The organism is Streptacidiphilus sp. PB12-B1b, from assembly GCF_014084125.1.
Lineage (GTDB): Bacteria > Actinomycetota > Actinomycetes > Streptomycetales > Streptomycetaceae > Streptacidiphilus.
The window spans coordinates 1-24,519 of the sequence record NZ_CP048405.1 but is presented as its reverse complement, the minus strand read 5'-3'; the positions used below and the strand labels follow the sequence as shown (position 1 = coordinate 24,519).

Below are 24,519 nucleotides of genomic sequence, written 5' to 3'. Positions count from 1 at the left end.
GTAGACAGACTTCTGCCGCAAACCGCCGTACCGCACGCCGCCATCAGGAGGGTCGCCCGACCGTGAACAAGCCCATCCGCCGGGTATCCGTGTTCTGCCTGGTCCTGGTCCTCGCCCTGATGATCCGCGTCAACTGGGTGCAGGGGGTGGACGCCTCCGCGCTCAACAACAACACCAACAACCAGCGCGGCATGATCGAGGCGTACAGCTACCCGCGCGGCAGCATCATCGTCGGCGGCCAGGCCGTCACCAAGAGCGTGCTGGTCAACGGCAACCGCTTCAAGTACCAGGAGTCCTTCACCAACGGCCCGCTGTACGCGCCGGTCACCGGCTACTCCTCGCCGATCTTCGGCTCGCTGAAGTACGACAGCAACCTGCTGGAGTCGGTCGAGGACCCGATCCTCAGCGGCACCGCCCCCGAGCTCGCGGTCAACAACTTCGAGTCGCTGATCACCGGCAAGGCCAAGCAGGGCGGCGACGTGGTCACCACCATCGACCCCAAGGTGCAGCTGGCCGGGTACCAGGGGCTGTCCAGTAAGAAGTACACCGGCGCGGCGGTCGCCCTGGACCCGACCACCGGCGCGATCCTGGGCCTGGTCAGCACCCCCTCGTACGACCCCAACAGCTTCGCCAACGGCGCGGACTACCCCGCCTACCAGAAGCTGCTGTCCGACCCGTCCAACCCGATGCTGAACCGGGCGCTGCGGCAGACCTATCCGCCGGGCTCCACCTTCAAGCTGATCACCTCGGCGGCGGCGCTGGAGACCGGCAAGATCACCGACATCAACGCCCCGACCGACTCGCCCAGCCCCTACCTGCTGCCCGGCACCGACACCTACCTGCCGAACGAGAGCGCCAGCGACCCCTGCAAGGACGCGCCGATGACGATCGCGCTGCAGTACTCCTGCAACACCGTCTTCGCCAAGCTGGGCGCCGAGGTCGGCAACGCGCGGATGCTCCAGGAGGCCGACAAGTTCGGCTTCAACGCGGCCCGGGACATGCCGGTCGGGGTGGTCCCGAGCGTCTTCCCCAGCGGGGTGAACGCCTCCGGCAACGCGCTCTCCTCCATCGGGCAGTTCGACACCACCGCCACCCCGCTGCAGATGGCCATGGTCGCCGCGGCGATCTGCAACAACGGCTCGCTGATGACCCCCTACCTGGTCTCCGAGCTGCGCGCGCCGGACCAGAGCGTGGTCGGCACCCCGCACCAGGCCACCCAGCTCTCGCAGGCGACGACCCCGCAGGTCGCAAGCGAGATCCAGACCATGATGCAGGCCGTGGTCCAGGGCGGCACCGGCGTCACCGCGCAGATCCCCGGCGTCACCGTCGGCGGCAAGACCGGCACCGCGCAGAACGGCGTGAACAACTCCGGCAACCCCTACGCCTGGTTCGTCTCCTACGCCAAGAACAGCGCCGGCAAGGAGATCGCGGTCGCGGTCGTCGTCGCCAACAGCAGCACCGAGCGCGGCGACATCTCCGGCGAGGAGCTGGCCGCCCCGATCGCCAAGCAGATGATGGAGGCGTACGTCGGCTCGTGAGCGGGGCAGCCGCCCCGACCGCCATGACCGCCACATTCCGTTCTCATATCAAGTAGGCCACCGGGACGTGAAGCCGCCACGCGGCCGGTAGCGTATCCGCAAGCAGCGGTGTGCCCACCGGTGCTTCCGCAGTCCACTGCAGGCCCGACAGATCAACCTCGGCACCGGCGAGGGAGAGGGTTGGAACCATGGAAGAACCGCGTCGCCTCGGCGGCCGGTACGAGCTGGGCGGCGTCCTGGGGCGCGGCGGCATGGCAGAGGTCTACCTCGGCCACGACATCCGGCTCGGACGCGCCGTCGCTGTGAAGACGCTGCGGGCCGACATGGCCCGCGACCCGTCGTTCCAGGCCCGATTCCGCCGCGAGGCCCAGTCTGCGGCTTCGCTGAACCACCCCTCGATCGTCGCCGTGTACGACACCGGTGAGGACTACATCGACGGCGTCTCCATCCCGTACATCGTGATGGAGTACGTCGACGGCTCCACCCTGCGCGAGCTGCTGCACTCCGGGCGGCGGCTGCTGCCCGAGCGCGCCCTGGAGATGACCACCGGCATCCTGCAGGCGCTGGAGTACTCGCACCGCAACGGCATCGTCCACCGGGACATCAAGCCGGCCAACGTCATGCTGACCCGCAACGGCACGGTCAAGGTGATGGACTTCGGCATCGCCCGCGCCATGGGCGACGCCGGCATGACCATGACCCAGACCGCCGCGGTCATCGGCACCGCCCAGTACCTCTCGCCCGAGCAGGCCAAGGGCGAGCAGGTGGACGCCCGGTCCGACCTCTACTCCACCGGCTGCCTGCTGTACGAGCTGTTCACCGTCCGGCCGCCGTTCATCGGCGACTCCCCGGTCGCGGTGGCCTACCAGCACGTCCGCGAGGAGCCCCAGCCGCCGTCCACGTACGACCCCGAGCTGCGGCCCGAGTACGACGCGATCGTGCTGAAGGCCCTGGCCAAGGACCGCGACTACCGCTACCAGAGCGCCGACGAGATGCGCGCCGACATCGAGCGGGCCCTGGACGGCCTGCCGGTCGCCGCGGCGCAGACCGTCGCCTACGGCGCGGGCGCCATGGGCGGCTACGACCAGCAGACGCAGGTGTACGGCGCCCAGCCCGATCCGTACGGCCGCACCACCGCCATGCCGCAGCAGGCCGGCGGCTACGGCCAGACCAGCCTGCTGCCCGGCGTCGGCCAGGGCTACGACGCCGGCGGCGACGGCTACGCCGACAGCGGCTACGACGACGGCCAGGAGTACGGCGGCCGGGGCGACCGGCGCCGCGGCGCGGGAGGCGGCGGCGGCCGGAACCGCAGCATGTCCTGGGTGGTGCTGGTGATCGCCGCCATCCTGGTGCTGACCGGCGCGTACTTCGTCACCAAGTCGGTGTTCGGCACCCCGGTCAACAACGGCGCCACCGCGCCGCAGCTGATCGGCCAGAGCTGGACCGGCGCGCAGACCGCCGTCGGCAACGTCCCGGGCAACCTCAAGGTGGTCCAGGGCGCACCGGTGGCCTGCAGCACCGACACCGCCAGCAAGGGCGACGTCTGCAGCCAGTCGCCCGCGGCCGGGGCCTCCATGGCCAACGGCGGCGTGATCACCGTCCACCTGAGCACCGGCGCGCCGACCAAGCAGATGCCCAGCGTCGTCGGCCAGACCCTGCAGAACGCCACCAACCAGATCAACGCGGCGGGCTTCACCCTGGGCTCGACCACCACCCAGAGCTCGTCCTCGGTGCCCAACGGCTCGATCATCAGCCAGAGCCTGCCGGGCAACTCGCAGCAGCCCACCGGCGCGACGGTGAACCTGGTGGTCTCCTCCGGCCAGCAGCAGGTCCAGGTGGACTTCGTGGTCGGCCAGCCCGCCGACTCGGCCCAGAGCCAGCTCTCCGGCCAGGGCTTCCACGTGGCCACCTCGGTCAGCTCCAGCTTCAACAGCAACTACCTGGCCGGCGCGGTCATCTCGGAGACCTACAACGGCACCGCGATCACCCAGGGCGGCCAGCAGATCCCGGCCGGCTCCACGATCAACCTCGTGGTGAACCCGGCCGCCCCGGACAGCCCCAGCCCGGGAGCGAGCACCAGCACAAACCCTTCGGGGGGGCGTCCGGCACCACCGGCACCACTGACGGCGGCGACCAGGGCCAGACCGGCGGCCAGACCGGGCAGACCGGGGACGGCTTCGTCGGCGGCGGCTTCGGCGGCGGCAACGGCAACGGCAACGGTGGCAACGGCAACGGCGGGAACGGCGACTGACCGCGCCCGCACCGGACGCCCCCTGAGCACCACGGGAGCACGGCACCACAGCACCACCCCGAGGGGTCGCGGACGCACCGGCGTCCGCGGCCCCTCGGCCGTTGCCGGGCGGACCGCGCCCGGGTGGCCGATCATGTGGATATGGCCATTCCGATGAACGAGACACAGTGGCGGGCGTTCCTCAGCGAGGGCACCCGCACCGGCAAGCTGGCGACCACCCGCGCCGACGGACGCCCGCACGTCGCCCCCATCTGGTTCCTGCTGGACGGCGAGGACGTGGTCTTCAACACCGGCCGCACCACCGTCAAGGGCAGCTCGCTGCTCCGCGACGGCCGGGCGGCCCTGTGCGTGGACGACGAGCGGCCGCCGTTCGCCTTCGTCCTGGTCGAGGGCGCGGCCACGGTCAGCGAGGAGCTGCCCGAGGTCCGCGCCTGGGCGACGCGGATCGCCGCCCGCTACGTCGGCGAGCGCCGCGCGGAGGCCTACGGCGAGCGCAACGGCGTCCCGGGGGAGCTGCTGGTGCGGCTGCGGATCGACAAGGTCACCGCCCTGGGCGGGCTGGCCTCCTGAGGCCCGCCAGGGCGCCGGTCAGCGCAGCTCCGGCGGCAGGTCGCGGGCCCGGTCCACCGGGGCGGTACGGGTCAGCGAGGCCCAGACCGCCATCCGGTAGCGCGAGGTGTAGACCGGCGTGCAGGTGGTCAGCGTCAGGTAGCGCCCGGGCCGAGTGTAGCCGGACTCGGCCGGGACGGCGGCGGTGACGTCCACGTCGTACTTGGAGGTCTGCTCCAGCGTCCGGTCGACCGTGTAGACGTACCAGGTGTCCCGGGTCTCCACCACGACCTTGTCGCCGCGCCGCAGCTCGGGCAGGTCGTGGAACTTCGCCCCGTGCCCGTCCCGGTGCGCCGCCAGCGCGAAGTTGCCGCTCGCGGCCCAGGGCATGGCGGCGGGGTAGGGCGCGGCGTACACCCCGGCCACGCCCTCGTCGAGGACGTCCGGGTCGGTGCCCATCTTGATCAGCACCTGGTAGCCCCGGCCCAGCCGGGGCACGTGCAGGAAGCCCAGGCCGTCCCCGGCCCGGTAGGCCGCGGCCGGGGCGGCCGGGCCGGGGGTCGGCCCGGAGGCGCTCCAGGACTGCCGGACCCGCGCCGCGTCCGCGTCCGCGCGCCGGTCGGCGAGCACGTCGGTCCACCACAGCGAGTACGCGACGAACAGCCCCAGCAGCACACCGGCGGTGATCATCAGCTCGCCCAGCAGGCCCAGGGCCCGTTGCAGCGGCGAGGGGGACCGCAGCCGGACCGGCGGCGGCGGGAGGGGGGACGACGGCATGGGCGGCAGCTCTCCTCGGTGGTTGCCCGCACCACCGGGGAGGCGTCCGCCCGGTCAGCCGTTCAGCAGCGCCGGCGGCTTCTTGCCGGAACTCTTCGGCAGGTCCTGGGTGAGCTTGCCCCAGACCGCCATCCGGTAGGTGGAGGTGAACTCCGGGGTGCAGGTCGTCAGCGTGATGTAGCGGCCCGGCTTGGTGAAGCCGGACTGCGGGGGAACCGGCGCGATCACGCTGACGTTGGTGGGCGAGGTCTGCGCGAGCGTGCTGGTCACCGTGTAGGTGTAGTAGTCGTAGGCGGTCTCGACGATGACCTGGTCGCCCGGCACCAGCTTGTTGATGTACCGGAACGGCTCCCCGTGGGTGTTGCGGTGCCCGGCCAGCGCGAAGTTGCCCGAGGCGTCCCAGGGGAACGCGGTCTCCTGGTCGCCGGTGTAGTGCCCGACCAGGCCGTTGTCCAGGATGCTGGTCTTGTCGGTGCCCTCGGCGATCGGCGTCTCCACATCCAGCTTGGGGATGTAGATGATGGCGAACCTGGTCCCGAAGGCTATGGAGTCCGGGTAGGCCGGGTGGGTCGAGGCGCCGTCCGTCCCCCACTGGGACTCCAGCTTGTGCTTGGCGCCGCTGGCGTAGGCGTCGGCGGTCACGTTGGTCCACCACAGCTGGTACGCCACGAACAGGAACATCACCACGCCGAGGGTGATGAACAGCTCCCCCAGGGTGCGCACCACGACGATCCCCAGCGGCTCCTTGGGCCGGGGCTGCCGCGGGGGGCGCCCACCGCGCCGGCGGCTCTGCTGCTCGGCGCGGCGCCGGGCCGCCCGGCCGCCGCCCTCGGGCCCGCCGGGGGCGGCACCGGCCCCCGCGGGGGCGTAGGCGTACGGGGAGGCGTCCGGGAGCGGCGGGAGCCGCAGCGCCAGCGTGTCCGAGCTGTCCGCGGCCTGCGGCGGCCGACCGTACCCGTCCGGTTCCGGCGGCGGCTGGCCGCCGTCCCCGCGCTCCGGCCGCAGTGCGGTCATGCGGTGACCCGTCCGATCACCGGCGCCAGGCCGGCCGAGCGGGCGACCGCGCCCGCGTCGCCGCACTCCGCGAGCCAGTTGGCGAGCATCCGGTGGCCGCCCTCGGTGAGCACGGACTCGGGGTGGAACTGCACGCCCTCCACCGGCAGGTCGCGGTGGCGCAGGCCCATGACCACGCCGGAGTCGGTCCAGGCGGTGAGCGCCAGCTCGGCCGGGACGGTGTCGCGCTCGACCGCGAGCGAGTGGTAGCGGGTGGCGGTCAGCGGCGAGGGCAGCCCGGCGAAGACCCCGCCGTCCTCGTGCAGCACCTCGGAGGTCTTGCCGTGCAGCAGCTCCGGGGCGCGGTCGACGACCGCGCCGTAGGCGACGGCGATCGACTGCAGGCCCAGGCAGACCCCGAAGACCGGCAGCCCGATCCCGGCGCAGTGGTGCACCATCTCGACGCAGATCCCGGCCTCCTCGGGCGTCCCGGGGCCGGGGGAGAGCAGCACGCCGTCGTAGTCGGCGGCGGTCACCGACTCCGCGGTGATCTCGTCGTTGCGGACCACCTCGCAGACCGCGCCGAGCTGGTAGAGGTACTGGACCAGGTTGAAGACGAAGCTGTCGTAGTTGTCGACGACGAGGATGCGCGCGCTCATCAGGCAGTGACTCCGGTCGGGGCGAGGGGCACATAGGTGGGCAGGGCCGCTCCGTTGAGCGTGGGCGCCGAGGACTTCGCCCCCGCCGACGGTCGCGCGGACGGCGCGGTGGAGGGGGCGGTGGAGGGGGCGGCGGGCGCTCCGGAGGGCTGGACGCTGCTGCCGGAGGTGCCGTTCACGGTGACGTCATTGAACGGAAGCAGCGGCTCCGCCCACGGGAAGACCCAGGTGAACAGGACGCCCACGACCAGGGCGAAGAGCAGCAGCGCGAGCAGGGCGCGGACCAGCGTGTTACCGGGGAGCCGCCCCCAGATCCAGCCGTACATCGCGCTCCTCTCCGTCGGCGCCTCAGGCTGCGGGCGCCGCCGCACCAGGGTACGGGGAGTCCCGCGCGCCGAGTGCGCGGTCCGGCCACGAGTTACCGATTTACCAGATCTTCAGGCTCGTCGTTCCAACCCGCCCTCTCCTAACGCGCGCGGAGGGCCGGCGTCACGGTTCGGCCGCACTCCCGGGGCGCGGGAATACCCTATATCCGTAGACAACCGGCCAATCGGACGCGAATACATCAACGGAAGGGCTCATCCCAGCGAACCTGCGGAACTTTCTTCGAATCCGCCGCGTACCCTTATCTCCTTCAGACTCCCCGAGCCACTACGCTAACGGACGCTGGAGACACGTGTGCGGCATGCCCGACCGCCTGCCACTGGCCCAGGAATCCCACAGCTCAGCTGGCCGTCTGCGGCCATGCAGCGCAGCGCATCGACAGGAGTGCTCCTCGTGCCGAAGTCCCGAATCCGGAAGAAGTCGGACTACACCCCGCCACCCACGGCGACCGCGGTGAAGCTCAGCTCCGGGCGCAGTTGGATCGCACCGCTGATGCTGGCACTGTTCCTGGTCGGCCTGGTGTGGATCGTCGTCTACTACGTGACCAACTCGTCGTGGCCGATCCACCACATCGGCAACTGGAACATCGTCATCGGCTTCGTGTTCATCGCGGGCGGCTTCGGCGTCTCCACCCAGTGGAAGTAGCGGCGAAAGCCGCCACCACCCCGCCCGACCCGGACAGGTGTTCTTTGTCCACATGGTTATCCACAGTGGGGAAAACCATGACTATCTGTGGATAACTTCAGCCCAGAAGCCCGGAGAGATCGCTCACAGAGGCCCTCATCAGAGCTGAAGACCCAGGTGGACGCGGGTAGACAAAAAGATCCACAAGGGCCCCGCCGAAACCGGCGGGGCCCTTGTGGACAACCGGGTGCCGAGCCCGGTCAGGTCTGGATCTGCGCCGCCCCCACCAGGCTGACCACCGCCACCACGGCCAGCATCGCCGCCATCGCCCCCCACTGCACCAGCGCCCGGTTCCGCTGCGGCGCGTGCGCCAGGCCCACGCCCAGCAGCAGCCCGGCCACCAGCCCGCCGACGTGCGCCTCCCAGCTGATGCCGGCGATGGTGAAGGTCGCCACCAGGTTCACCACGATGATCCCGACGATCGGCCCCAGCTGGTAGCCGCGCTTGCGCTGCAGCACCACCAGCGCGCCCAGCAGGCCGAAGATCGCCCCGAGGCGCCCAGCGCCGGCGTCCCCGGGGCCACCAGCAGCTGCAGCGCCGAACCGGCCAGCCCGGACACCAGGTACAGGCCCAGGAAGCGCCACCGGCCGAGCATCTGCTCCACCGCCGGGCCGACCACCCACAGCGACCACATGTTCATGGCGATGTGCAGCACCTGCTGGTGCAGGAAGACCGAGGTGATCATCCGGTACCACTGCCCGTCGACCACCCCGCCGGCATAGCCCGGGTACGCGCCCAGCATCACGAAGCGGTCCACGAAGACATTGCCCAGCAGGTACGTCAGCCCCCACACCGCCACATTGATCCCGATCAGGATCTTGGTGACCAGCGCGCCGTCCCGGCTGACCTGCCCGCCGAACTCGGTCCGGGCGGTGCGCACCTCGGCACTGCCGCCGCGCACGCACGCGCGGCACTGGAAGCCCACCGAGGCGTTCTCCCGGCACTCCGGGCACACCGGGCGCTCGCAGCGGGAGCAGCTCACCCCGGTCTCCCGGCCGGGATGCCGGTAGCAGTCCGGGAGCCGGTAGCCGTCGTGCTGCTGCGGCCCGATCGGGCCCTGCTGATCGGAGAGCATGTCTGCCTGCCTTCTGCACCTCACGGGGTACACCCGAAGGCTAGCGTTCCACGCGCGGCAGGGCCGAAGCCCGGCACGGGCAATTCCCGCCGCCGGGCCCGGCTCCCCGCTACCGGCGGCCGATCCGGACCGACTCGATCACCACGTCCTCGACCGGGCGGTCGTTGAACTGGGTCACCTCGGTGGCGGCGATGGCGTCCACGACCTTCCGCCCGGCCGGGTCCACGACCTCGCCGAAGATGGTGTGCTTGCGGTTCAGCCAGGTGGTCGGGGCGACCGTGATGAAGAACTGCGAGCCGTTGGTGCCCGGGCCGGAGTTGGCCATGGCCAGCAGGTACGGGCGGTCGAAGTGCAGGTCGGGGTGGAACTCGTCGGCGAACTGGTAGCCCGGGCCGCCGGTGCCGTTGCCCAGCGGGTCGCCGCCCTGGATCATGAAGCCGGAGATGACCCGGTGGAAGACCGTGCCGTCGTACAGCGGGGACCTGCTCGCGGCGCCGGTACGCGGGTCCGTCCACTCGCGGGTGCCGTCGGCCAGCTCCACGAAATTGGCCACCGTCTTCGGGGCGTGGTTCGGGAACAGCCTGACCTCGATGTCCCCGCGGTTGGTCTGGAGAGTGGCGAACAGTTCCTCGGCCACGATGCGCCTTCCTGCAAGTCCCTGCGTACCCCTGGGTACACCTCTGACGGACGAATCCTCCCACGCGCCGCCCCGGACCCGGCCCCGTCCAGCGTGCCTGAGGACGCTCCAGGAGGCATGATCTTCAACTGGGTGGACAGGTGAGTAAAAGGACGCCACCGAGGAGGAGGTACTGGTGACCCGCATCGATACAGCCCGTGAGGCCGCAGGGAAGACCAGGGAACAGCTTGCCCCTTACGCCGTGAGTGCACGTGACGCGGCAGTGCACTACACCGATGAAGCGTGGCAGCGGCTGGCCCCTCACATCGAGAGCGCGGTCATCCCCCGTGTGGTCCCGCTGTGGGAGCAGGCGCGCGCCAGCGTGCCGCCATCGGCCGTGGAGGCCGCCAACAAGGCGGCGGAGCGCGCGGTGGACGCCGCCAGGTCGGCCGGCAGCTCCGCCAGGACCGTGGCCGTGCAGGCCCGGCAGGCGACCGTCCCGGCGGTCAGCCAGGCCCTGGACGAGGCCGTCCAGGCCACGGCGGCGGCTGCGGCGGCCGCCAGGGACCGCGGAGCGGCGGCGCTGCCGGTGCTGCGCGGCCAGATCAGCGTGGCCGAGATCGAGGCACTGCAGGCCCACCACGCCCGTTCGGCCCGCCGGGGCCGCTGGGGCCGCCGACTGGTCGTCGTGGGCGTCCTGGGCGCCGCCACCGCCGGCGGGCTCGCCGCCTGGAAGTGGTGGCAGCGGCAGAGCAACCCGGACTGGCTGGTCGAGCCGCCGGTCACCCCGCTCCAGCCGCGCACCACCCCGGCCACGGCCCCCGAGGAGGCCCCGGCCACCGGCACCAGCGCCACCGGCACCCTGCCGCTCGACCCGGAGGTCGAGGCCAAGGAGTCCGAGGCGGACCTCGACACGCAGTTCGACCCGGACGACGCCGACATCACCGGCATCGACCCCGACGGCGACGGCAGCACGGGCACCGACCGCCCCTGACCTGCACCGCGTACGACCGAGGGCCCCACCCGCGCACGGGTGGGGCCCTCGGTCGTACCGGAACTGCTGTGGAGCCTAGGGGAGTCGAACCCCTGACATCCGCCATGCAAAGACGGCGCTCTACCAACTGAGCTAAGGCCCCTCGGCGGGGGAGGATCCGACCGCCGCGCACCAGGGTACCGGTTCGCGGCCGAAATCCCGACCGCCGGTGCCCGCGGCTGCGCCGGGCCGGCCACAGCGGCAGCCCCGGCCGGCGGCCAGGGCTGCGGGGGCTCGGCGCCGACGCGCCGGGCCGGACTCTAGCGGGCGCCGACCGGGACCGCGTCCGTCGCCTCGGTCCACAGGTCCTGCTCGGCGCGGTCCGCCTGGACCTGGCGGTACACGAAGTACCCGCCGAGTGCAGCCAGGGCTACCAGGAGAAGCTTCTTCACCGCGCGACCTCGTCCTTCTTGCGTCTGATCCGGTACTGAGCGGAGGCAACCAGGCTGGATGCGTCCTTCCGGCCGATGATACACACCCGACCTGCGGGCCAGCCCTGCGCTGCCCGCCCCCGGAACGGCCTGGAGGCCACGGTCAACACGCCCCGGACCAAGCCCGTTTGACGCCCCGACGGCAGCCCCGCCCGGCCCCTCAGGGCCATCGCCGAGCGGGCCCGGCCCCGTCGCTGCCGCAGGCCGCCACAGCGCCGCACCAGGCCCGTCCGCGCCGCCCGCACCCACCCCGTCCGCGGCCCCTTCCGCGCCCCGGCCGGGCCCGGAAACGCAGAAACGGCCGATGGGATGTTCCCATCGACCGTTCCGCTGCGGTGGACCTAGGAGGACTTGAACCTCCGGCCTCTTCCTTATCAGGGAAGCGCTCTAACCGTCTGAGCTATAGGTCCGCGCTGCGCTCCTGCGCTGCGTTGAAAGATTAGCGCACCCATGCCGCTCCGCCCAAATCCGTTCCCTCCGGCAGGGCCAGGAGGTGCACAAACGCGAGTGGACCCCGCTGCGGGCGGGGTCCACACGGTCATCAGGTCGGGCCGAGGCAGCCCGGGAGCGTCCGGGGCGGAGCGGGTCAGTCCTCCTCGGAGAGCGTCAGTTCGACGCCCCCGGAGATGCCGGCCGCCATGTTGTAGATGAACGAGCCCAGCGTCGCCAGCGCGGTCAGCAGCACCACGTCGATCACCGCGATCAGCGCCGTCGTCATCAGCACGTTGCCGAAGGACAGGTACGACTGGAGGTCGAAGCCGCCGTTGTTGTCGGAGCCCGTCGCCTGCTTCAGCGTGCCGCCGACCGAGCTGAACACCCCGGCCGTGTCCAGCAGCATCCACAGCAGCGACACGCCGACGATGGTGACCACGCCCAGCGCGATCGACAGCAGGAAGCTGATCTTCATCACCGACCACGGGTCGGTCCGGGTCACCCGCAGCCGCGCCCGCCGGGTGCGCCCGGACGCCGGGGCGGCCGGACCGGGACGCGGGGCCGCCTCCGGCTGCCCGGAGCCGGTCGGCACCCGGGTGCCGCCGGGGGGCGTCGGCTGGCCCTTCTGGTACGTCGTCGGCGTCGAGTACCCGGAGCGCCCGCCCGCCGGCGCCGCGGCCGGGGCGGCGGGGCTCATCGCCTGCGTCTGCGGCTGACCGCCGGGGCCCGCCTGCTGGTCGGCCTGGCGGCGGCGCGCGGCCGCCGTCCCGCCGCCCGCCACCGACGGCCTCACCGCGGTGGCCGCCGCGTCGTGCCCGGACAGCTGACCGCCGGCCATCCCGCCCTGGGGCGCGCTCGGCCCAGGGCCCTTCCGCCCCGCAGCGGCGTTTCCGCCAGCGGCACCCGTGGCTCCACTCACCCTGGTCCTCCCGGAGTTCCCCACCAGGACCGGTCAGTCCTGGTCATTGTGTTGTCGGACGCTGCCCGCCGATGACAGCGAGCGGTCGGGCCGCCGACTGCGGCGGCCCGACCACGCGCGGGTACGTCGGAATCACTCGGACGTGTCGTCCGACGGTTCCTCGACCCCATTGTCTGCTGCCCCGGAACCCGCGTCAGCGGCACCCGGCTCCGCGACTCCCGCGTCCACGGCGTCCTCCGCCGCGGCCCCGGGCTCGCCCTCACCGTTCTCGTCCAACTCGTCCTCACCCGCGCCCTCGGCATTGCGGGCGATGCCGACGACGGCGTCCCGCTTACCCAGGTTGATCAGTTGGACGCCCATGGTGTCACGGCTGGTTTCACGAACCTCCACAACCCTGGTGCGAATTACTCCGCCGCCGAGAGTGATTGCGAGGATTTCATCCGATTCCTCCACAACCAGCGCCCCGACCAGGATGCCACGGTTTTCGACGATCTTGGCTGCCTTGATGCCGAGCCCGCCGCGCCCCTGCACCCGGTACTCGTCCACCTTGGTGCGCTTGGCGTAACCGCCGTCGGTCGCGGTGAACACGTACGTCCCGGGCCGGATCACGTTCATCGACAGCAGTTCGTCGCCGTCGCGGAAACTCATGCCCTTCACACCCGAGGTGGCCCGGCTCATCGGGCGCATGGACTCGTCGGTCGCGGTGAAGCGGATCGCCTGGGCCTTCTTGCTCACCAGCAGCAGGTCGTCCTCGGCCGAGACCAGCTCCGCGCCGATCAGCTCGTCGTCGCGGCCCTCCTCGTCGGTCCGGAGGTTGATGGCGATCAGACCACCCGAACGGGGCGAGTCGTAGTCCTTCAGCGGGGTCTTCTTGACCAGGCCCTCACGGGTCGCCAGCACCAGGTACGGCGCCGCCTCGTAGGTGCGCACCGCCATCACCTGCGCGATGTGCTCGCCCGGCTGGAACGCCAGCAGGTTGGCCACGTGCTGGCCGCGGGCGTCGCGCCCGGCGTCCGGCAGCTCGTAGCCCTTGGCCCGGTACACCCGGCCCTTGTTGGTGAAGAAGAGGATCCAGTTGTGCGTGGTGGTCACGAAGAAGTGGTCGACGATGTCGTCCTGCTTCAGCTGCGCACCGCGCACCCCCTTGCCGCCGCGCTTCTGCGAGCGGTAGAGGTCGCTGCGGGTGCGCTTGACGTACCCGCCGCGGGTGATGGTGACGACGATGTCCTCTTCGGCGATGAGGTCCTCGACCGACATGTCGCCCTCGTACGGGATGAGGGTGGACCGGCGGTCGTCGCCGTACTTCTCCACGATGATCGCCAACTCCTCGGCGATGATCGCGCGCTGACGGTCCGGCGAGGCCAGGATCGCGTTGTACTCGTTGATCTTCGCCATCAGGTCGTCGTACTCGGCGGTGATCTTCTGGTGCTCCAGCGCGGCCAGCCGGCGCAGCTGCATCTCCAGGATCGCGTTGGCCTGGATCTCGTCGATCTCCAGCAGCGCCATCAGGCCCGCCCGGGACTCCTCGACCGTGTGCGAGCGCCGGATGGTGGCGATGACCTCGTCGATCGCGTCCAGGGCCTTCAGCAGCCCGCGCAGGATGTGCGCGCGCTCCTCGGCCTTGCGCAGCCGGAAGGTGGTCCGCCGGACGATCACGTCGACCTGGTGGCTGACCCAGTGCCGGATGAAGGCGTCGATCGCCAGCGTCCGCGGCACCCCGTCGACCAGGGCCAGCATGTTGGCGCCGAAGTTGGTCTGCAGGTCGGTGTGCTTGTACAGGTTGTTCAGCACGACCTTGGCGACGGCGTCCCGCTTGAGCACCACCACCAGCCGCTGGCCGGTCCGCGAGGACGACTCGTCCCGGACGTCGGCGATGCCGCCCACCCGGCCGTCCTTGACCAGGTCGGCGATCTTCAGCGCCAGGTTGTCCGGGTTCACCTGGTACGGCAGCTCGGTGATCACCAGGCACTGGCGGCCCTGGATCTCCTCCACCTCGACCACCGCGCGCATGGTGATCGAGCCGCGTCCGGTCCGGTACGCGTCCTCGATGCCGCGGCGGCCCACGATCAGCGCGCCGGTCGGGAAGTCCGGGCCCTTGATCCGCTCGATCAGGGCCTCCTGCAGCTCCTCGTTGGAGGCAGTCGGGTTGTTCAGGTACCACAGCGCGCCCGAGGCCACCTCGCGCAGGTTGTGCGGCGGGATGTTGGTCGCCATGCCGACCGCGATCCCGGTCGCGCCGTTGACCAGCAGGTTGGGGAAGCGGGCCGGCAGGACGTCCGGCTCCTGCGAGCGGCCGTCGTAGTTGGCCGAGAAATCGACGGTCTCCTCGTCGATGTCCCGCATCATCTCCATGGCCAGCGGCATCATCTTGCACTCGGTGTAGCGCATGGCCGCCGCCGGGTCGTTGCCCGGCGAGCCGAAGTTGCCGTTGCCGTCCACCAGCGGCATCCGCAGCGACCAGGGCTGCGCCAGCCGCACCACGGTGTCGTAGATCGACGTGTCACCGTGCGGGTGGTAGTTGCCCATGACGTCGCCGACGACGCGGGCGCACTTGTAGTAGCCCTTCTCCGGCCGGTAGCCGCCGTCGTACATCGCGTACAGCACGCGCCGGTGGACGGGCTTGAGGCCGTCGCGGACCTCGGGCAGGGCCCGGCTCACGATGACGCTCATCGCGTAGTCGAGGTAGGAGCGCTGCATCTCGCTCTCGAGCTCGACCTGCTCGATGCGCAGGCTGCTCTCGGGCACCTCGGGCAGGCCGGGCAGGTCGCCCTCGGGCCCGGTGGGCTTGTCGTCGTCGACCACTGCGGGTCAGTTTCCTCTCGTGCGTGCTGCCAGGGACGGTCGGGACGGCGCCTACGGGCCGTCAGACGTCCAGGAAGCGAACGTCCTTGGCGTTGCGCTGGATGAAGGAGCGGCGGGCCTCGACGTCCTCGCCCATCAGGATCGAGAACAGGTCGTCCGCGCGGGCGGCGTCCTCGAGGGTCACCTGGCCCAGCAGCCGGTGGTCCTGGTCCATGGTGGTCACCCGCAGCTCCTCGGCGTTCATCTCGCCGAGGCCCTTGAAGCGCTGGATCGCGTCGTCCTTGGGCAGCTTGCGGCCGGCCGCGCGCCCGGCCGCGATCACCGCGTCCCGCTCGGGGTCGGAGTACACGTACTGGACGTCGTCCCGGCCCCACTTGATCTTGTACAGCGGCGGGCGGGCCAGGTAGACGTGGCCGCCCTCGATCAGCGGCCGCATGAACCGGAACAGCAGGGTCAGCAGCAGCGTGTTGATGTGGTGGCCGTCGACGTCGGCGTCGGCCATCAGCACGATCTTGTGGTACCGCAGCTTGGAGGCGTCGAAGTCGTCGTGGACGCCGGTGCCGAAGGCCGAGATCAGCGCCTGGACCTCGGCGTTCTGCAGGACCTTGTCGATCCGCGCCTTCTCGACGTTCAGGATCTTGCCGCGGATCGGCAGGATCGCCTGCACCCGCGGGTCACGCCCCTGCTTGGCCGAGCCGCCGGCCGAGTCGCCCTCGACGATGAAGATCTCGCACTCGGAGGGGTCCTTGCTCTGGCAGTCCGACAGCTTGCCCGGCAGCGACGCCGTCTCCAGCAGCCCCTTGCGACGGGTCAGGTCGCGCACCTTCCGGGCGGCCACCCGGGCGGTCGCCGCGGTGATGGACTTGCGGATGATGTCCGCCGCCTCCACCGGGTTGCGGTCCAGCCAGTCGTTCAGGTGCTCGTGCACGACCTTCTGCACGAAGGTCTTGGCCTCGGTGTTGCCCAGCTTGGTCTTGGTCTGGCCCTCGAACTGCGGCTCGCCCAGCTTCACGCTGATGATCGCGGTCAGGCCCTCGCGGATGTCCTCGCCGGTGAGGTTCTCGTCCTTCTCCCGGAGCAGCTTCTTCTCCCGCGCGTAGCGGTTGATCAGCCCGGTCAGCGCCGCGCGGAAGCCCTCCTCGTGGGTGCCGCCCTCATGCGTGTGGATGGTGTTGGCGAACGAGTACACGCCCTCGCTGTACGCCGAGTTCCACTGCATGGCGACCTCGACCGAGATCGTCCGGCCCTTGTCCTCGGCCTCGAAGTCGATGACGGTCGGGTGGATCACGTCGCCCTTGCGGGCGTTCAGGTAGGTCACGAAGTCGGAGATGCCGCCCTCGTAGTGGTACGTGACCGTGAACGGCTTGCCCTCGTCGTCCACGTGGTCCGGACGCTCGTCGGTCAGGCCGATGGTCAGGCCCTTGTTGAGGAACGCCATCTCCTGGAACCGCCGGGAGAGCGTGTCGAAGGAGTACTCGGTGGTCTCGAAGATGTCGCCGTCGGCCCAGAACGTCACCGCGGTGCCGGTCTCGGCCGTCTCCTCGTGCCGCTCCAGCTCGGCCGTGGGCGCGCCCAGCTTGTAGTCCTGGGTCCAGCGGTGGCCGTCGCGGCGGATCTCCACCGACAGCCGCTGGGACAGCGCGTTCACCACCGAGACGCCGACGCCGTGCAGACCGCCGGAGACCGAGTAGCCGCCGCCGCCGAACTTGCCGCCCGCATGCAGCACCGTCAGCACGACCTCCACGGCCGGCTTGCCCTGCCCCGGGACGATGTCCACCGGGATGCCGCGGCCGTTGTCGGTCACCCGGACCGCGCCGTCCTTCAGGATGGTCACGCCGATGGTGTCCGCGTGCCCGGCCAGGGCCTCGTCGACGGCGTTGTCCACCACCTCGTAGACCAGGTGGTGCAGACCGCGCTCGCCGGTCGAGCCGATGTACATGCCCGGGCGCTTGCGGACCGCGTCCAGGCCCTCGAGGACCGTGATCGCACTGCCGTCGTAGGACTCGTTGTTCTCCGAGAGCGACCCGGACGAGGGCGCGAGGACCTCCAGGACCTCGGCGACCTCCTCGGTCACGGGTGCAGACGTCACTGCGGCGGCAGCCTCGGCGGACAGGTTTTCAGGGGTCTGGCTGGGGTCGCCGGAATCGGCCACGAAGCGCCCTTTCTGGCACAGCTCGGGCCGACCCCGTCCCCCGTGGGAGGGAGCGGAGCGGCCTCGGCACTCGACTCAGTCACCGCAAGCGGCGGTTTCAGCCTCCAGTCTACCGGTAGGACTGACACTCATGGGCCTTTGGAAGCCCCTGGGCTCCCCCGTGCCGCACAAAAACCAGGCCGGATGTATCCCACCACCCGCCTGGGGGGCGTAATGGGCTCACATGGGCACGGAGCCGATCCGCTCGGTCACCCCCAGGTGTCCCCCGGACCCTTGCTCCCGGGCGCCCGCAACCGCCCGTAACTGCGCTGCGGACCACCCGGCCCCTGCACCTTGATCAACCGCACCGTGCCGTGGCCCAGCTCCTGGTTCAACCGCCGCACCAGCTCCGGCGCCATCAGCCGGATCTGCGTCGCCCAGGCCGTCGAGGTGCACCGCACGCTCAGCACCCGGTCCTCCTCGGAGTAGCCCTCCGGCTCGCAGTGCGCGGCCAGGTCCCGGCCGACGATCTGCGGCCAGCGGCCCATCACCCCGCCCACCGCCGCCGGCGCCTCCCAGCCCCGCTCGGCCAGCAGCCGCCCGATGGCCGCACCCAGCGGCTGCGGATCCCGGCCGTCCGCCCGGGCCCCGCTGCGCAGCCCGGTACGCCGGGCCTCCTTCTTCTGCCGGACGCTGTCGCCGCGCAGCCGGGCCTGCTCCTTGGCGTTGCGCAGCGCCACCCGGGCCAGGTCCACCCCGGACAGCCGCGGCTCGTCCGCCGCACCGGCCCCGGCCTGCCCGGGCACACCGCCCGCCCCGCCGGCCCGGCCGGCCTCACCGGCCGCGGGCAGCACCTGCCCACCGCCCACCGCATCGGTCGAATCGTTCACAGCTGCCTCGTCACTCCCCGCTCGGGCTTGCAAGGGTACGAGCCCGCGGGCCCGAGCGCGGACTTCAGGCGATTCGGACCACATCGCCGCTCGTGACGGAGTAACGGGCCCCGCTGAGCGACTCCGGCACGTCCTCCGGCACCGCCGCCGTCACCAGCACCTGCTCACCCGGGGCGACCAGCTCCGCCAGCCGCTCCCGGCGGCGGGCGTCCAGCTCGGCGAAGACGTCGTCCAGGATCAGCACCGGCTCGCCGCCGTCCGCCCGCAGCAGCTCGTACGAGGCCAGCCGCAGCGCCAGCGCGAACGACCAGGACTCCCCGTGGCTGGCGTAGCCCTTGGCGGGCAGCTCGCCCAGCCGCAGCCCCAGCTCGTCGCGGTGCGGGCCGACCAGGGTGATCCCCCGCTCCAGCTCCTGCTTGCGCAGGGCCCCCATGGCCCGCAGCAGCTCCCCGTACAGGCCCTCCCGGCCGCCGCCCAGCTCGGCGTCCTCGCCGATGGAGCTGCGGTACTCCAGCAGCGTCGGCCCGCCGCCGGGGGCCAGCTCCTCGTAGGCGGTGCGCACCAGCGGCTGCAGCGCCGCCACCAGGTCGAGCCGGCAGGCCAGAAGCTCGGCGCCGGCCCGGGCGAGGTGGTCGTCCCACACGTCCAGCGTGGACAGCTCCACCCGGCCGCTGGAGCGCCGGGCCATGGCGGCGGTCTTCAGCAGGGCGTTGCGCTGCTTCAGCACCCGCTCGTAGTCCTGGCGGACCCCGGCCAGCCGGGGCGCCCGGGCCACCAGCAGCTCGTCCAGGAAGCGCCGGCGCTCGCCCGGATCGCCCTTCACCAGGGCCAGGTCCTCGGGCGCGAACAGCACCGTCCGCAGCAGGCCCAGCACGTCGCGCGCGCGGACGTTGTCGGAGCGGTTGATCCGGGCCCGGTTGGCCCGGCCCGGGTTCAGCTCCAGCTCCACCAGGGTGGACCGCTGGTCGCGGACCACGGCGGCGCGGATCACCGCCCGCTCGGCGCCCAGCCGCACCAGCGGGCCATCACCGGACACCCGGTGGCTGGCCAGGGTGGCCACGTAGCCGACGGCCTCGACCAGGTTGGTCTTGCCCTGGCCGTTGGGGCCGGTGAACGCGGTGACGCCCGGATCGAGGGGAACCTCGACCCGGGCGTAGGAACGGAAGTCGGCCAGCGACAGATGCGAGACGTGCATGCCCTGGACTCGTCAGCCTTCTTCTCGTCAGTTGTTCCGGTGCGCCCGCCGGTCGGGCCCGCCCGGCGCGGGGACCGCGGGGGACTACTTGGACTCGACCGCGTGGCCGCCGAACTGGTTGCGCAGCGCGGCCACCATCTTCATCTGCGGCGAGTCGTCCTGGCGGGACGCGAAGCGGGCGAACAGCGAGGCGGTGATCGCGGGCAGCGGCACGGCGTGGTCGATGGCGGCCTCGACCGTCCAGCGGCCCTCGCCGGAGTCCTGGGCGAAGCCCTTGAGCTTGTCCAGGTGCTCGTCGGCGTCCAGCGCGTTGACGGCCAGGTCCAGCAGCCAGGAGCGGATCACCGTGCCCTGCTGCCAGGAGCGGAACACCTCGCGGACGTCGGTGACCGAGTCCACCGCCTCCAGCAGCTCCCAGCCCTCGGCGTACGCCTGCATCATGGCGTACTCGATGCCGTTGTGGACCATCTTGGCGAAGTGCCCGGCGCCGACCTTGCCCGCGTGGACCGAGCCGGCGTCGCCCTCGGGCTTCAGCGCGTCGAAGATCGGCTGGACCTTGGCGATGTCCTCGTCCGTGCCGCCGTACATCAGCGCGTAGCCGTTCTGCAGGCCCCAGACGCCGCCGGAGACGCCGCAGTCGACGAAGCCGATGCCCTTGGCCTTCAGCTCGGACGCGTGCTTCTCGTCGTCGGTCCAGCGGGAGTTGCCGCCGTCCACGACCACGTCGCCGGGTTCCAGCAGCTCGCCGAGCTCGTCGATGGTGGCCTGGGTCGGGGCGCCGGCCGGAACCATCACCCACACGACGCGAGGGGCCTGCAGCGCACCGACGAGGTCCTTGAGGCTGGACACGTCGGCCAGGTCGGGATTGCGGTCGTAGCCGACGACGGTGTGGCCCGCGCGGCGAATGCGCTCGCGCATGTTGCCGCCCATCTTGCCGAGACCGATCAGTCCGAGCTCCATCACACGTCCTTCGTTCGAGGTGACTACCGGCGCGCGGCCCCGTTGCCGCCACGAGGCGAGCCTACGCCCGGGGCTGTGCAGCCACCGGGCGTAGGGCCCATCTGCGGTACGCCTTGCCCGAACCGGGCCGGACAACCGTCCCGAGGGCAGCCGTCCCGGCCGTGGGGCTTCCGCAGCCGGTTCGTGACAACCGCACCGACTGCGGGGGCCGGACAACCGCACCGGCATGATCCAGCCTCTGTCAGCCGGACAAACGCACCGGCATGATCAAGTACTTGTACGCCTCGTCCGCCTCCGCGTCCGCCGAGGGCTTGCCGCTGAGCAGGGCCGGCTTGGTGGAGGTGGTGAAGCTCAGCTGGGCGACGGCGGAGTCGATCGCGGAGAGGCCGTCCAGCAGGTAGGCCGGGTTGAAGGCGATCGAGATGTCGTCGCCCTCCAGGTCCGCGTCCACCCGCTCGGTGGCCTGGGCGTCGTCGCCGGAGCCGGCCTCCAGGGTGAGCACGCCCTGCTCGAAGCTCAGCCGGACCGGGGTGTTCCGCTCGGCGACCAGCGAGACGCGCTTGACGGCCTCGACGAACGCCGGGGTGTCGATGGTGGCGACGGAGTTGAACTCGGTCGGGAACAGCGCCCGGAACTTCGGGAACTCGCCCTCCAGCAGCCGGGTGGTGGTCCGGCGGCCCGCGCCCTCGAAGCCGATCAGGCCCTCGCCCTTGCCGCTGCCCGCCAGCGCGATGGAGACGGTGTCGCCGGCGCTGAGCGACTTGGCGGTGTCCAGCAGCGTCTTGGCGGGCACCAGGGCGACCGCCGCCAGGCCCTCCTGCTCGGGCTTCCACAGCAGCTCGCGGACGGCGAAGCGGTAGCGGTCGGTGGCGGCCAGGGTGATCCGGTCGCCCTCGATCTCGACCCGGACACCGGTCAGCACCGGCAGCGTGTCGTCCCGCCCGGCCGCGGTGGCGACCTGGACCACGGCGGCCGCGAACAGGTCGCCGGGGACGGCGCCGGAGACGGTGGGCATCTGCGGCAGCGCCGGGTACTCGTCCACCGGCAGCGTCGGCAGGGTGAACCGCGAGCTGCCGCAGACCACGATGACCCGGACCCCGTCGGTGGAGATCTCGACCGGCCGGTTGGGCAGCGACCGGGAGATGTCGGCCAGCAGGCGACCGGAGACCAGGACCGTGCCCGGCTCGTCGATGTCGGCCTCGGTCTCGACCCGCGCGGAGACCTCGTAGTCGAAGCCGGACAGGCTCAGCTTGCCCTCGTCGGCCGCGATCAGCAGACCGGCGAGCACGGGCACCGGAGGCCGTGCCGGGAGGCTGCGCGCGGCCCAGGCCACGGCCTCCGCGAGGACGTCACGCTCGACCCGGAACTTCACCGGTAACCGCCTCCTGTGTGCTGCTGCTGTTGGATTCGCAGTTTGGAACCGTCCCCAGGGTGGGGACTCTTGCTGTGGGTGCAGTGAACCACCTCGATCGGCAGGGCACTGCTCCTGTTGCCGAAGACAGTCTGACGTACTCCACCGACAGCCGAGGCTGATGGGGCGAAGACGCTTCGAACCCGCGTCGGGTTCGCGTCATCCACAGATCAGGCCCCCGCCTGCTTGTCGATCATCCTCGAGCTCTATACGTGGAGTAGTAGTAGTAGGCCTTGTGGATACCGTGGATAACCCCCTTTTCAGCAGGTCAGGGCCGGTTTTTTGTCCACATTGCCTGGGGACGCCACCGGTGGAGAAACTACGTCTGCTGTGGACACAGGAGGCTTCCCCCACAGGGCAGTTGAGTTGTCCCCAGGTTATCCCCACCTGCGTCCCCAGATTTGGGGGCAGTTCTCCCCAGCCCCTTCGGCAACGTTGTGTGGCCTCTTTCACTCGCTCCGGTGAAATGCAGAACGATGTTGCCGAACTGGGGATATTCGGGCCCTGAACTGTGGACAACCTGGGGACAAGTGCCCTGTTCCTGGGGACGGCGCGTGGACAACTCTGGCGCGGGGTTGACAGGCCCTCAGTTCTCCACAGCCTGTGGACAGTCGTTGCGCACAAGTACACAGGCAGCTGAGCTGGGCCGACGCCACCATGATGGCGGACGCTGTGGAGGGATTCGGGATAACTCCGCTCTCCCCAGGGTGTGGACGAGGAAAAGTGCTCTCCGCTGTGGACACCGGCCCCGATCGCCCCCGATCGCCCCCGCCGTTCGATTGGGCTGCTCAGACGTACGGGCCCCGGTCGGCGGCTGTCGGCGCTGCGGCGGCCCGGCCCGGCCCCGGCGGGCACGAAAAAGCGGGTGCCGGGACGGTCAGTCCCGGCACCCGCGGCGGCCCCTCGGCCCGGCGTGCTCAGCTCTTGATGCGGTTGGTGAGTTCGGTCACCTGGTTGTAGATGGACCGCCGCTCGGCCATCATCGTGCGGATCTTGCGGTCGGCGTGCATCACCGTGGTGTGGTCCCGGCCGCCGAACTGCGCGCCGATCTTGGGCAGGGACAGGTCGGTCAGCTCCCGGCACAGGTACATGGCGATCTGCCGCGCCGTGACCAGCACCCGGCTGCGCGAGGAGCCGCACAGGTCGTCCACGCTCAGGCCGAAGTACGCCGCCGTCTGCTGCATGATGACGGTCGCGGTGATCTCCGGCCCGGCCTCCTCGCCGCCGGGCACCAGATCCTTCAGCACGATCTCCGCCAACTGCAGGTCGACCGGAGCCCGGTTGAGGCTGGCGAAGGCCGTCACCCGGATCAGCGCACCCTCCAACTCGCGGATGTTGCGCGAGATCCGGGACGCGATGAACTCCAACACCTCGGGCGGGGCGTTGAGTTGCTCCTGGATCGCCTTCTTGCGCAGGATGGCGATCCGGGTCTCCAGCTCAGGCGGCTGGACGTCGGTGGTCAGCCCCCACTCGAAGCGGTTGCGGAGCCGGTCCTCCAGCGTCACCAGCTGCTTGGGCGGCCGGTCGGAGGAGATCACGATCTGCTTGTTGGCGTTGTGCAGGGTGTTGAAGGTGTGGAAGAACTCCTCCTGCGTCGACTCCTTGCTCTGCAGGAACTGGATGTCGTCGACCAGCAGGATGTCCATGTCCCGGTAGCGCTGCCGGAAGCCGTCGCCCTTGTCGTCCCGGATCGAGTTGATGAACTCGTTGGTGAACTCCTCCGAGCTGACGTAGCGCACCCGGGTGCCGGGGTACAGGCTCCTGGCGTAGTGGCCGATCGCGTGCAGCAGGTGGGTCTTGCCGAGCCCGGACTCGCCGTAGATGAACAGCGGGTTGTACGCCTTCGCGGGCGCCTCGGCGACGGCCACCGCCGCCGCGTGCGCGAAGCGGTTGCTGGAGCCGATGACGAAGGTCTCGAAGAGGTACTTCGGGTTCAGCCGGGCCGCCGGCTCGTCCGGCCGGGCCAGCCCCGAGCTGTTGCTCGAACCACCGCCGGGCCGGTGCACCGGCATGTGCGGCGGCAGGTTGGCGGGCAGCGGGCCGTCACCGGCGGAGCGCTCGGCCGGAGCGCCGTCGGGGCGCACGGCCGGCAGGTGGTCGGCGCGGTCCTCCGTCGGCTGGTGCTCGGGGCGCGCGTGGTCCTGGCGCTGCAGGTCCTGCCGTTGCAGGTCCTGGTGCTGGTCCGGGCGGTGCTGGTCGGGGCGGTGCTGGTCGCGCTGCTCCCAGGGGCGGGGCTGCGGCGCGGGCGCGGCCGGGGGCCACTCGTCGTCCTGGCTGTGCGGGGCGCGGCCGGGAAAGGCACTGGGATAGCCGGGGCCGCCGCCGTAATAGCCGCCGCGGTCCGGGTAGCCGCCGCCGCGGTTCTCGTAGTCGTAGCCGTATCCCGGCTGCTGCTGCGGGGGCGCGGGCGGGTACTCGCGGTGCTGCGGCTGGTAGGGGTACTCGCGGTCGATCGGCCGCTCGCCCTGGCGCTCCCCCTGGCGCTCCCCGTGGCGCTCGCCCAAGCGCTCTCCCAGCCGCTCTCCGAGCCGCTCGCCCTGGCGCTCGGGAGCGCGCTCGGGCTCTGCGGGTGCGGAGGAGGCCGGCGGCGGGATCAGCGAGGCCGCGTTGGCGTCGACGATCACCGCGATCCGGATCGAGCGCCCGTACTGCTGGCTCAGGGCCTCGGTGATCTTCGGGAGAAGATGTCCTTCGAGCTTGGCCTTGGCCATCTCGTTGGGGGCGGCCAGTAGCGCGGTGTCGTGCATCAGACCCATGGGAGCGGTGCGCTCCAGCCACTTGCGGTCCAT

At 71.1% G+C, this 24,519-nt stretch carries 19 protein-coding genes, 2 tRNA genes and 1 pseudogene; 5 read left to right on the top strand and 17 right to left on the bottom strand.

Going from position 1 to position 24,519, the window contains the following annotated elements; all coding sequences use genetic code 11:
• Positions 1 to 62: 62 nt before the first annotated feature.
• The 3 genes from GXW83_RS00110 (at position 63) to GXW83_RS00100 (ending at position 4,359) form a co-directional block, all read left to right on the top strand.
• The gene (locus tag GXW83_RS00110; RefSeq protein WP_182440844.1) at positions 63 to 1,538 is read left to right on the top strand and encodes a penicillin-binding protein 2; all 1,476 of its coding nucleotides are present in this window, start codon (positions 63 to 65) and stop codon (positions 1,536 to 1,538) included.
• Positions 1,539 to 1,726: 188 nt separating this feature from the next.
• Positions 1,727 to 3,946 (top strand): Stk1 family PASTA domain-containing Ser/Thr kinase, encoded by a 2,220-nt coding sequence (pknB, locus tag GXW83_RS00105; protein ID WP_182440843.1) that lies wholly within the window; start codon positions 1,727 to 1,729, stop codon positions 3,944 to 3,946.
• Complete coding sequence (locus tag GXW83_RS00100; RefSeq protein ID WP_182440842.1) at positions 3,931 to 4,359, top strand: PPOX class F420-dependent oxidoreductase; 429 nt, start codon at positions 3,931 to 3,933, stop codon at positions 4,357 to 4,359. The genes pknB and GXW83_RS00100 overlap by 16 nt, the downstream gene beginning before the upstream one ends.
• 18 nt (positions 4,360 to 4,377) lie before the next feature.
• Here GXW83_RS00100 and GXW83_RS00095 read toward each other — a convergent pair whose 3' ends face one another.
• From GXW83_RS00095 to GXW83_RS00080, 4 genes are read right to left on the bottom strand one after another with little or no spacing between them, the layout of a single operon-like run.
• Positions 4,378 to 5,115 carry a class E sortase gene (locus tag GXW83_RS00095; protein ID WP_182440841.1) on the bottom strand — a complete coding sequence of 246 codons (738 nt, stop codon included), beginning with the start codon at positions 5,113 to 5,115 and terminating at the stop codon, positions 4,378 to 4,380.
• A gap of 54 nt (positions 5,116 to 5,169) precedes the next feature.
• Positions 5,170 to 6,129 (bottom strand): class E sortase, encoded by a 960-nt coding sequence (locus GXW83_RS00090; RefSeq protein WP_182440840.1) that lies wholly within the window; start codon positions 6,127 to 6,129, stop codon positions 5,170 to 5,172.
• Positions 6,126 to 6,767, bottom strand: coding sequence for an aminodeoxychorismate/anthranilate synthase component II (locus GXW83_RS00085; RefSeq protein ID WP_182440839.1), 642 nt, complete (start codon positions 6,765 to 6,767; stop codon positions 6,126 to 6,128). Before GXW83_RS00085 ends, GXW83_RS00090 begins: the two co-directional genes overlap by 4 nt.
• On the bottom strand, positions 6,767 to 7,093 hold the full coding sequence (locus tag GXW83_RS00080) for a hypothetical protein (RefSeq protein WP_182447732.1): 327 nt from the start codon (positions 7,091 to 7,093) through the stop codon (positions 6,767 to 6,769). The genes GXW83_RS00085 and GXW83_RS00080 overlap by 1 nt, the downstream gene beginning before the upstream one ends.
• A 451-nt stretch (positions 7,094 to 7,544) precedes the next feature.
• On the opposite strand from GXW83_RS00080, the gene crgA reads away from it, so the two are divergent.
• Entirely contained in the window at positions 7,545 to 7,796 is a 252-nt protein-coding gene (crgA, locus tag GXW83_RS00075) for a cell division protein CrgA (protein ID WP_182440838.1), read from the top strand.
• 239 nt (positions 7,797 to 8,035) lie between these two features.
• Here the strand turns inward: crgA and GXW83_RS35190 are convergent.
• Positions 8,036 to 8,520 (bottom strand): annotated as a pseudogene (locus GXW83_RS35190) (rhomboid family intramembrane serine protease).
• Positions 8,521 to 9,019: 499 nt separating this feature from the next.
• Positions 9,020 to 9,547 (bottom strand): peptidylprolyl isomerase, encoded by a 528-nt coding sequence (locus GXW83_RS00065; RefSeq protein ID WP_182440837.1) that lies wholly within the window; start codon positions 9,545 to 9,547, stop codon positions 9,020 to 9,022.
• Positions 9,548 to 9,722: 175 nt separating this feature from the next.
• Between GXW83_RS00065 and GXW83_RS00060 the strand changes: the two genes are divergently transcribed.
• Positions 9,723 to 10,520 (top strand): DUF5324 family protein, encoded by a 798-nt coding sequence (locus tag GXW83_RS00060; protein WP_182440836.1) that lies wholly within the window; start codon positions 9,723 to 9,725, stop codon positions 10,518 to 10,520.
• Between the two features lie 69 nt (positions 10,521 to 10,589).
• On the opposite strand, the gene GXW83_RS00055 is transcribed toward GXW83_RS00060, so the two are convergent.
• The 11 genes from GXW83_RS00055 to dnaA all read right to left on the bottom strand — a co-directional run.
• A tRNA-Ala gene (locus GXW83_RS00055) sits at positions 10,590 to 10,662 on the bottom strand.
• Positions 10,663 to 10,819: 157 nt separating this feature from the next.
• Positions 10,820 to 10,951 carry a DLW-39 family protein gene (locus GXW83_RS00050; RefSeq protein WP_225446657.1) on the bottom strand — a complete coding sequence of 44 codons (132 nt, stop codon included), beginning with the start codon at positions 10,949 to 10,951 and terminating at the stop codon, positions 10,820 to 10,822.
• Between the two features lie 375 nt (positions 10,952 to 11,326).
• Positions 11,327 to 11,400, bottom strand: a tRNA-Ile gene (locus GXW83_RS00045).
• Positions 11,401 to 11,576: 176 nt separating this feature from the next.
• Positions 11,577 to 12,260 (bottom strand): DUF3566 domain-containing protein, encoded by a 684-nt coding sequence (locus GXW83_RS00040; RefSeq protein ID WP_182440835.1) that lies wholly within the window; start codon positions 12,258 to 12,260, stop codon positions 11,577 to 11,579.
• Between the two features lie 213 nt (positions 12,261 to 12,473).
• The gene (gyrA, locus tag GXW83_RS00035; RefSeq protein ID WP_225447396.1) at positions 12,474 to 15,104 is read right to left on the bottom strand and encodes a DNA gyrase subunit A; all 2,631 of its coding nucleotides are present in this window, start codon (positions 15,102 to 15,104) and stop codon (positions 12,474 to 12,476) included.
• 100 nt (positions 15,105 to 15,204) lie between these two features.
• Positions 15,205 to 17,295, bottom strand: coding sequence for a DNA topoisomerase (ATP-hydrolyzing) subunit B (gyrB, locus tag GXW83_RS00030; RefSeq protein WP_370466513.1), 2,091 nt, complete (start codon positions 17,293 to 17,295; stop codon positions 15,205 to 15,207).
• Positions 17,296 to 17,543: 248 nt separating this feature from the next.
• Positions 17,544 to 18,164: a DUF721 domain-containing protein gene (locus GXW83_RS00025; RefSeq protein WP_370466512.1), complete on the bottom strand. Its 621-nt coding sequence runs from the start codon at positions 18,162 to 18,164 to the stop codon at positions 17,544 to 17,546.
• A gap of 64 nt (positions 18,165 to 18,228) precedes the next feature.
• Positions 18,229 to 19,359: a DNA replication/repair protein RecF gene (gene recF / locus GXW83_RS00020; RefSeq protein ID WP_182440833.1), complete on the bottom strand. Its 1,131-nt coding sequence runs from the start codon at positions 19,357 to 19,359 to the stop codon at positions 18,229 to 18,231.
• An 84-nt stretch (positions 19,360 to 19,443) separates the two neighbouring features.
• Positions 19,444 to 20,319: a phosphogluconate dehydrogenase (NAD(+)-dependent, decarboxylating) gene (gene gnd / locus GXW83_RS00015; protein ID WP_182440832.1), complete on the bottom strand. Its 876-nt coding sequence runs from the start codon at positions 20,317 to 20,319 to the stop codon at positions 19,444 to 19,446.
• Between the two features lie 241 nt (positions 20,320 to 20,560).
• The gene (dnaN, locus tag GXW83_RS00010; protein WP_182440831.1) at positions 20,561 to 21,691 is read right to left on the bottom strand and encodes a DNA polymerase III subunit beta; all 1,131 of its coding nucleotides are present in this window, start codon (positions 21,689 to 21,691) and stop codon (positions 20,561 to 20,563) included.
• Between the two features lie 956 nt (positions 21,692 to 22,647).
• Positions 22,648 to 24,519 (bottom strand): chromosomal replication initiator protein DnaA (gene dnaA / locus GXW83_RS00005; RefSeq protein WP_182440830.1); only part of this gene is annotated, 1,872 nt, incomplete at its 5' end.

Coding starts and splice junctions, on each gene's coding strand:
- recF (WP_182440833.1), bottom strand. CDS start 19,359: ATGCACGTCTCGCATCTGTCGCTGGCCGACTTCCGTTCCTACGCCCGG.
- GXW83_RS00085 (WP_182440839.1), bottom strand. CDS start 6,767: ATGAGCGCGCGCATCCTCGTCGTCGACAACTACGACAGCTTCGTCTTC.
- GXW83_RS00095 (WP_182440841.1), bottom strand. CDS start 5,115: ATGCCGTCGTCCCCCCTCCCGCCGCCGCCGGTCCGGCTGCGGTCCCCC.
- GXW83_RS00080 (WP_182447732.1), bottom strand. CDS start 7,093: ATGTACGGCTGGATCTGGGGGCGGCTCCCCGGTAACACGCTGGTCCGC.
- gnd (WP_182440832.1), bottom strand. CDS start 20,319: ATGGAGCTCGGACTGATCGGTCTCGGCAAGATGGGCGGCAACATGCGC.
- GXW83_RS00040 (WP_182440835.1), bottom strand. CDS start 12,260: ATGGCCGGCGGTCAGCTGTCCGGGCACGACGCGGCGGCCACCGCGGTG.
- pknB (WP_182440843.1), top strand. CDS start 1,727: ATGGAAGAACCGCGTCGCCTCGGCGGCCGGTACGAGCTGGGCGGCGTC.
- GXW83_RS00090 (WP_182440840.1), bottom strand. CDS start 6,129: ATGACCGCACTGCGGCCGGAGCGCGGGGACGGCGGCCAGCCGCCGCCG.
- GXW83_RS00100 (WP_182440842.1), top strand. CDS start 3,931: ATGGCCATTCCGATGAACGAGACACAGTGGCGGGCGTTCCTCAGCGAG.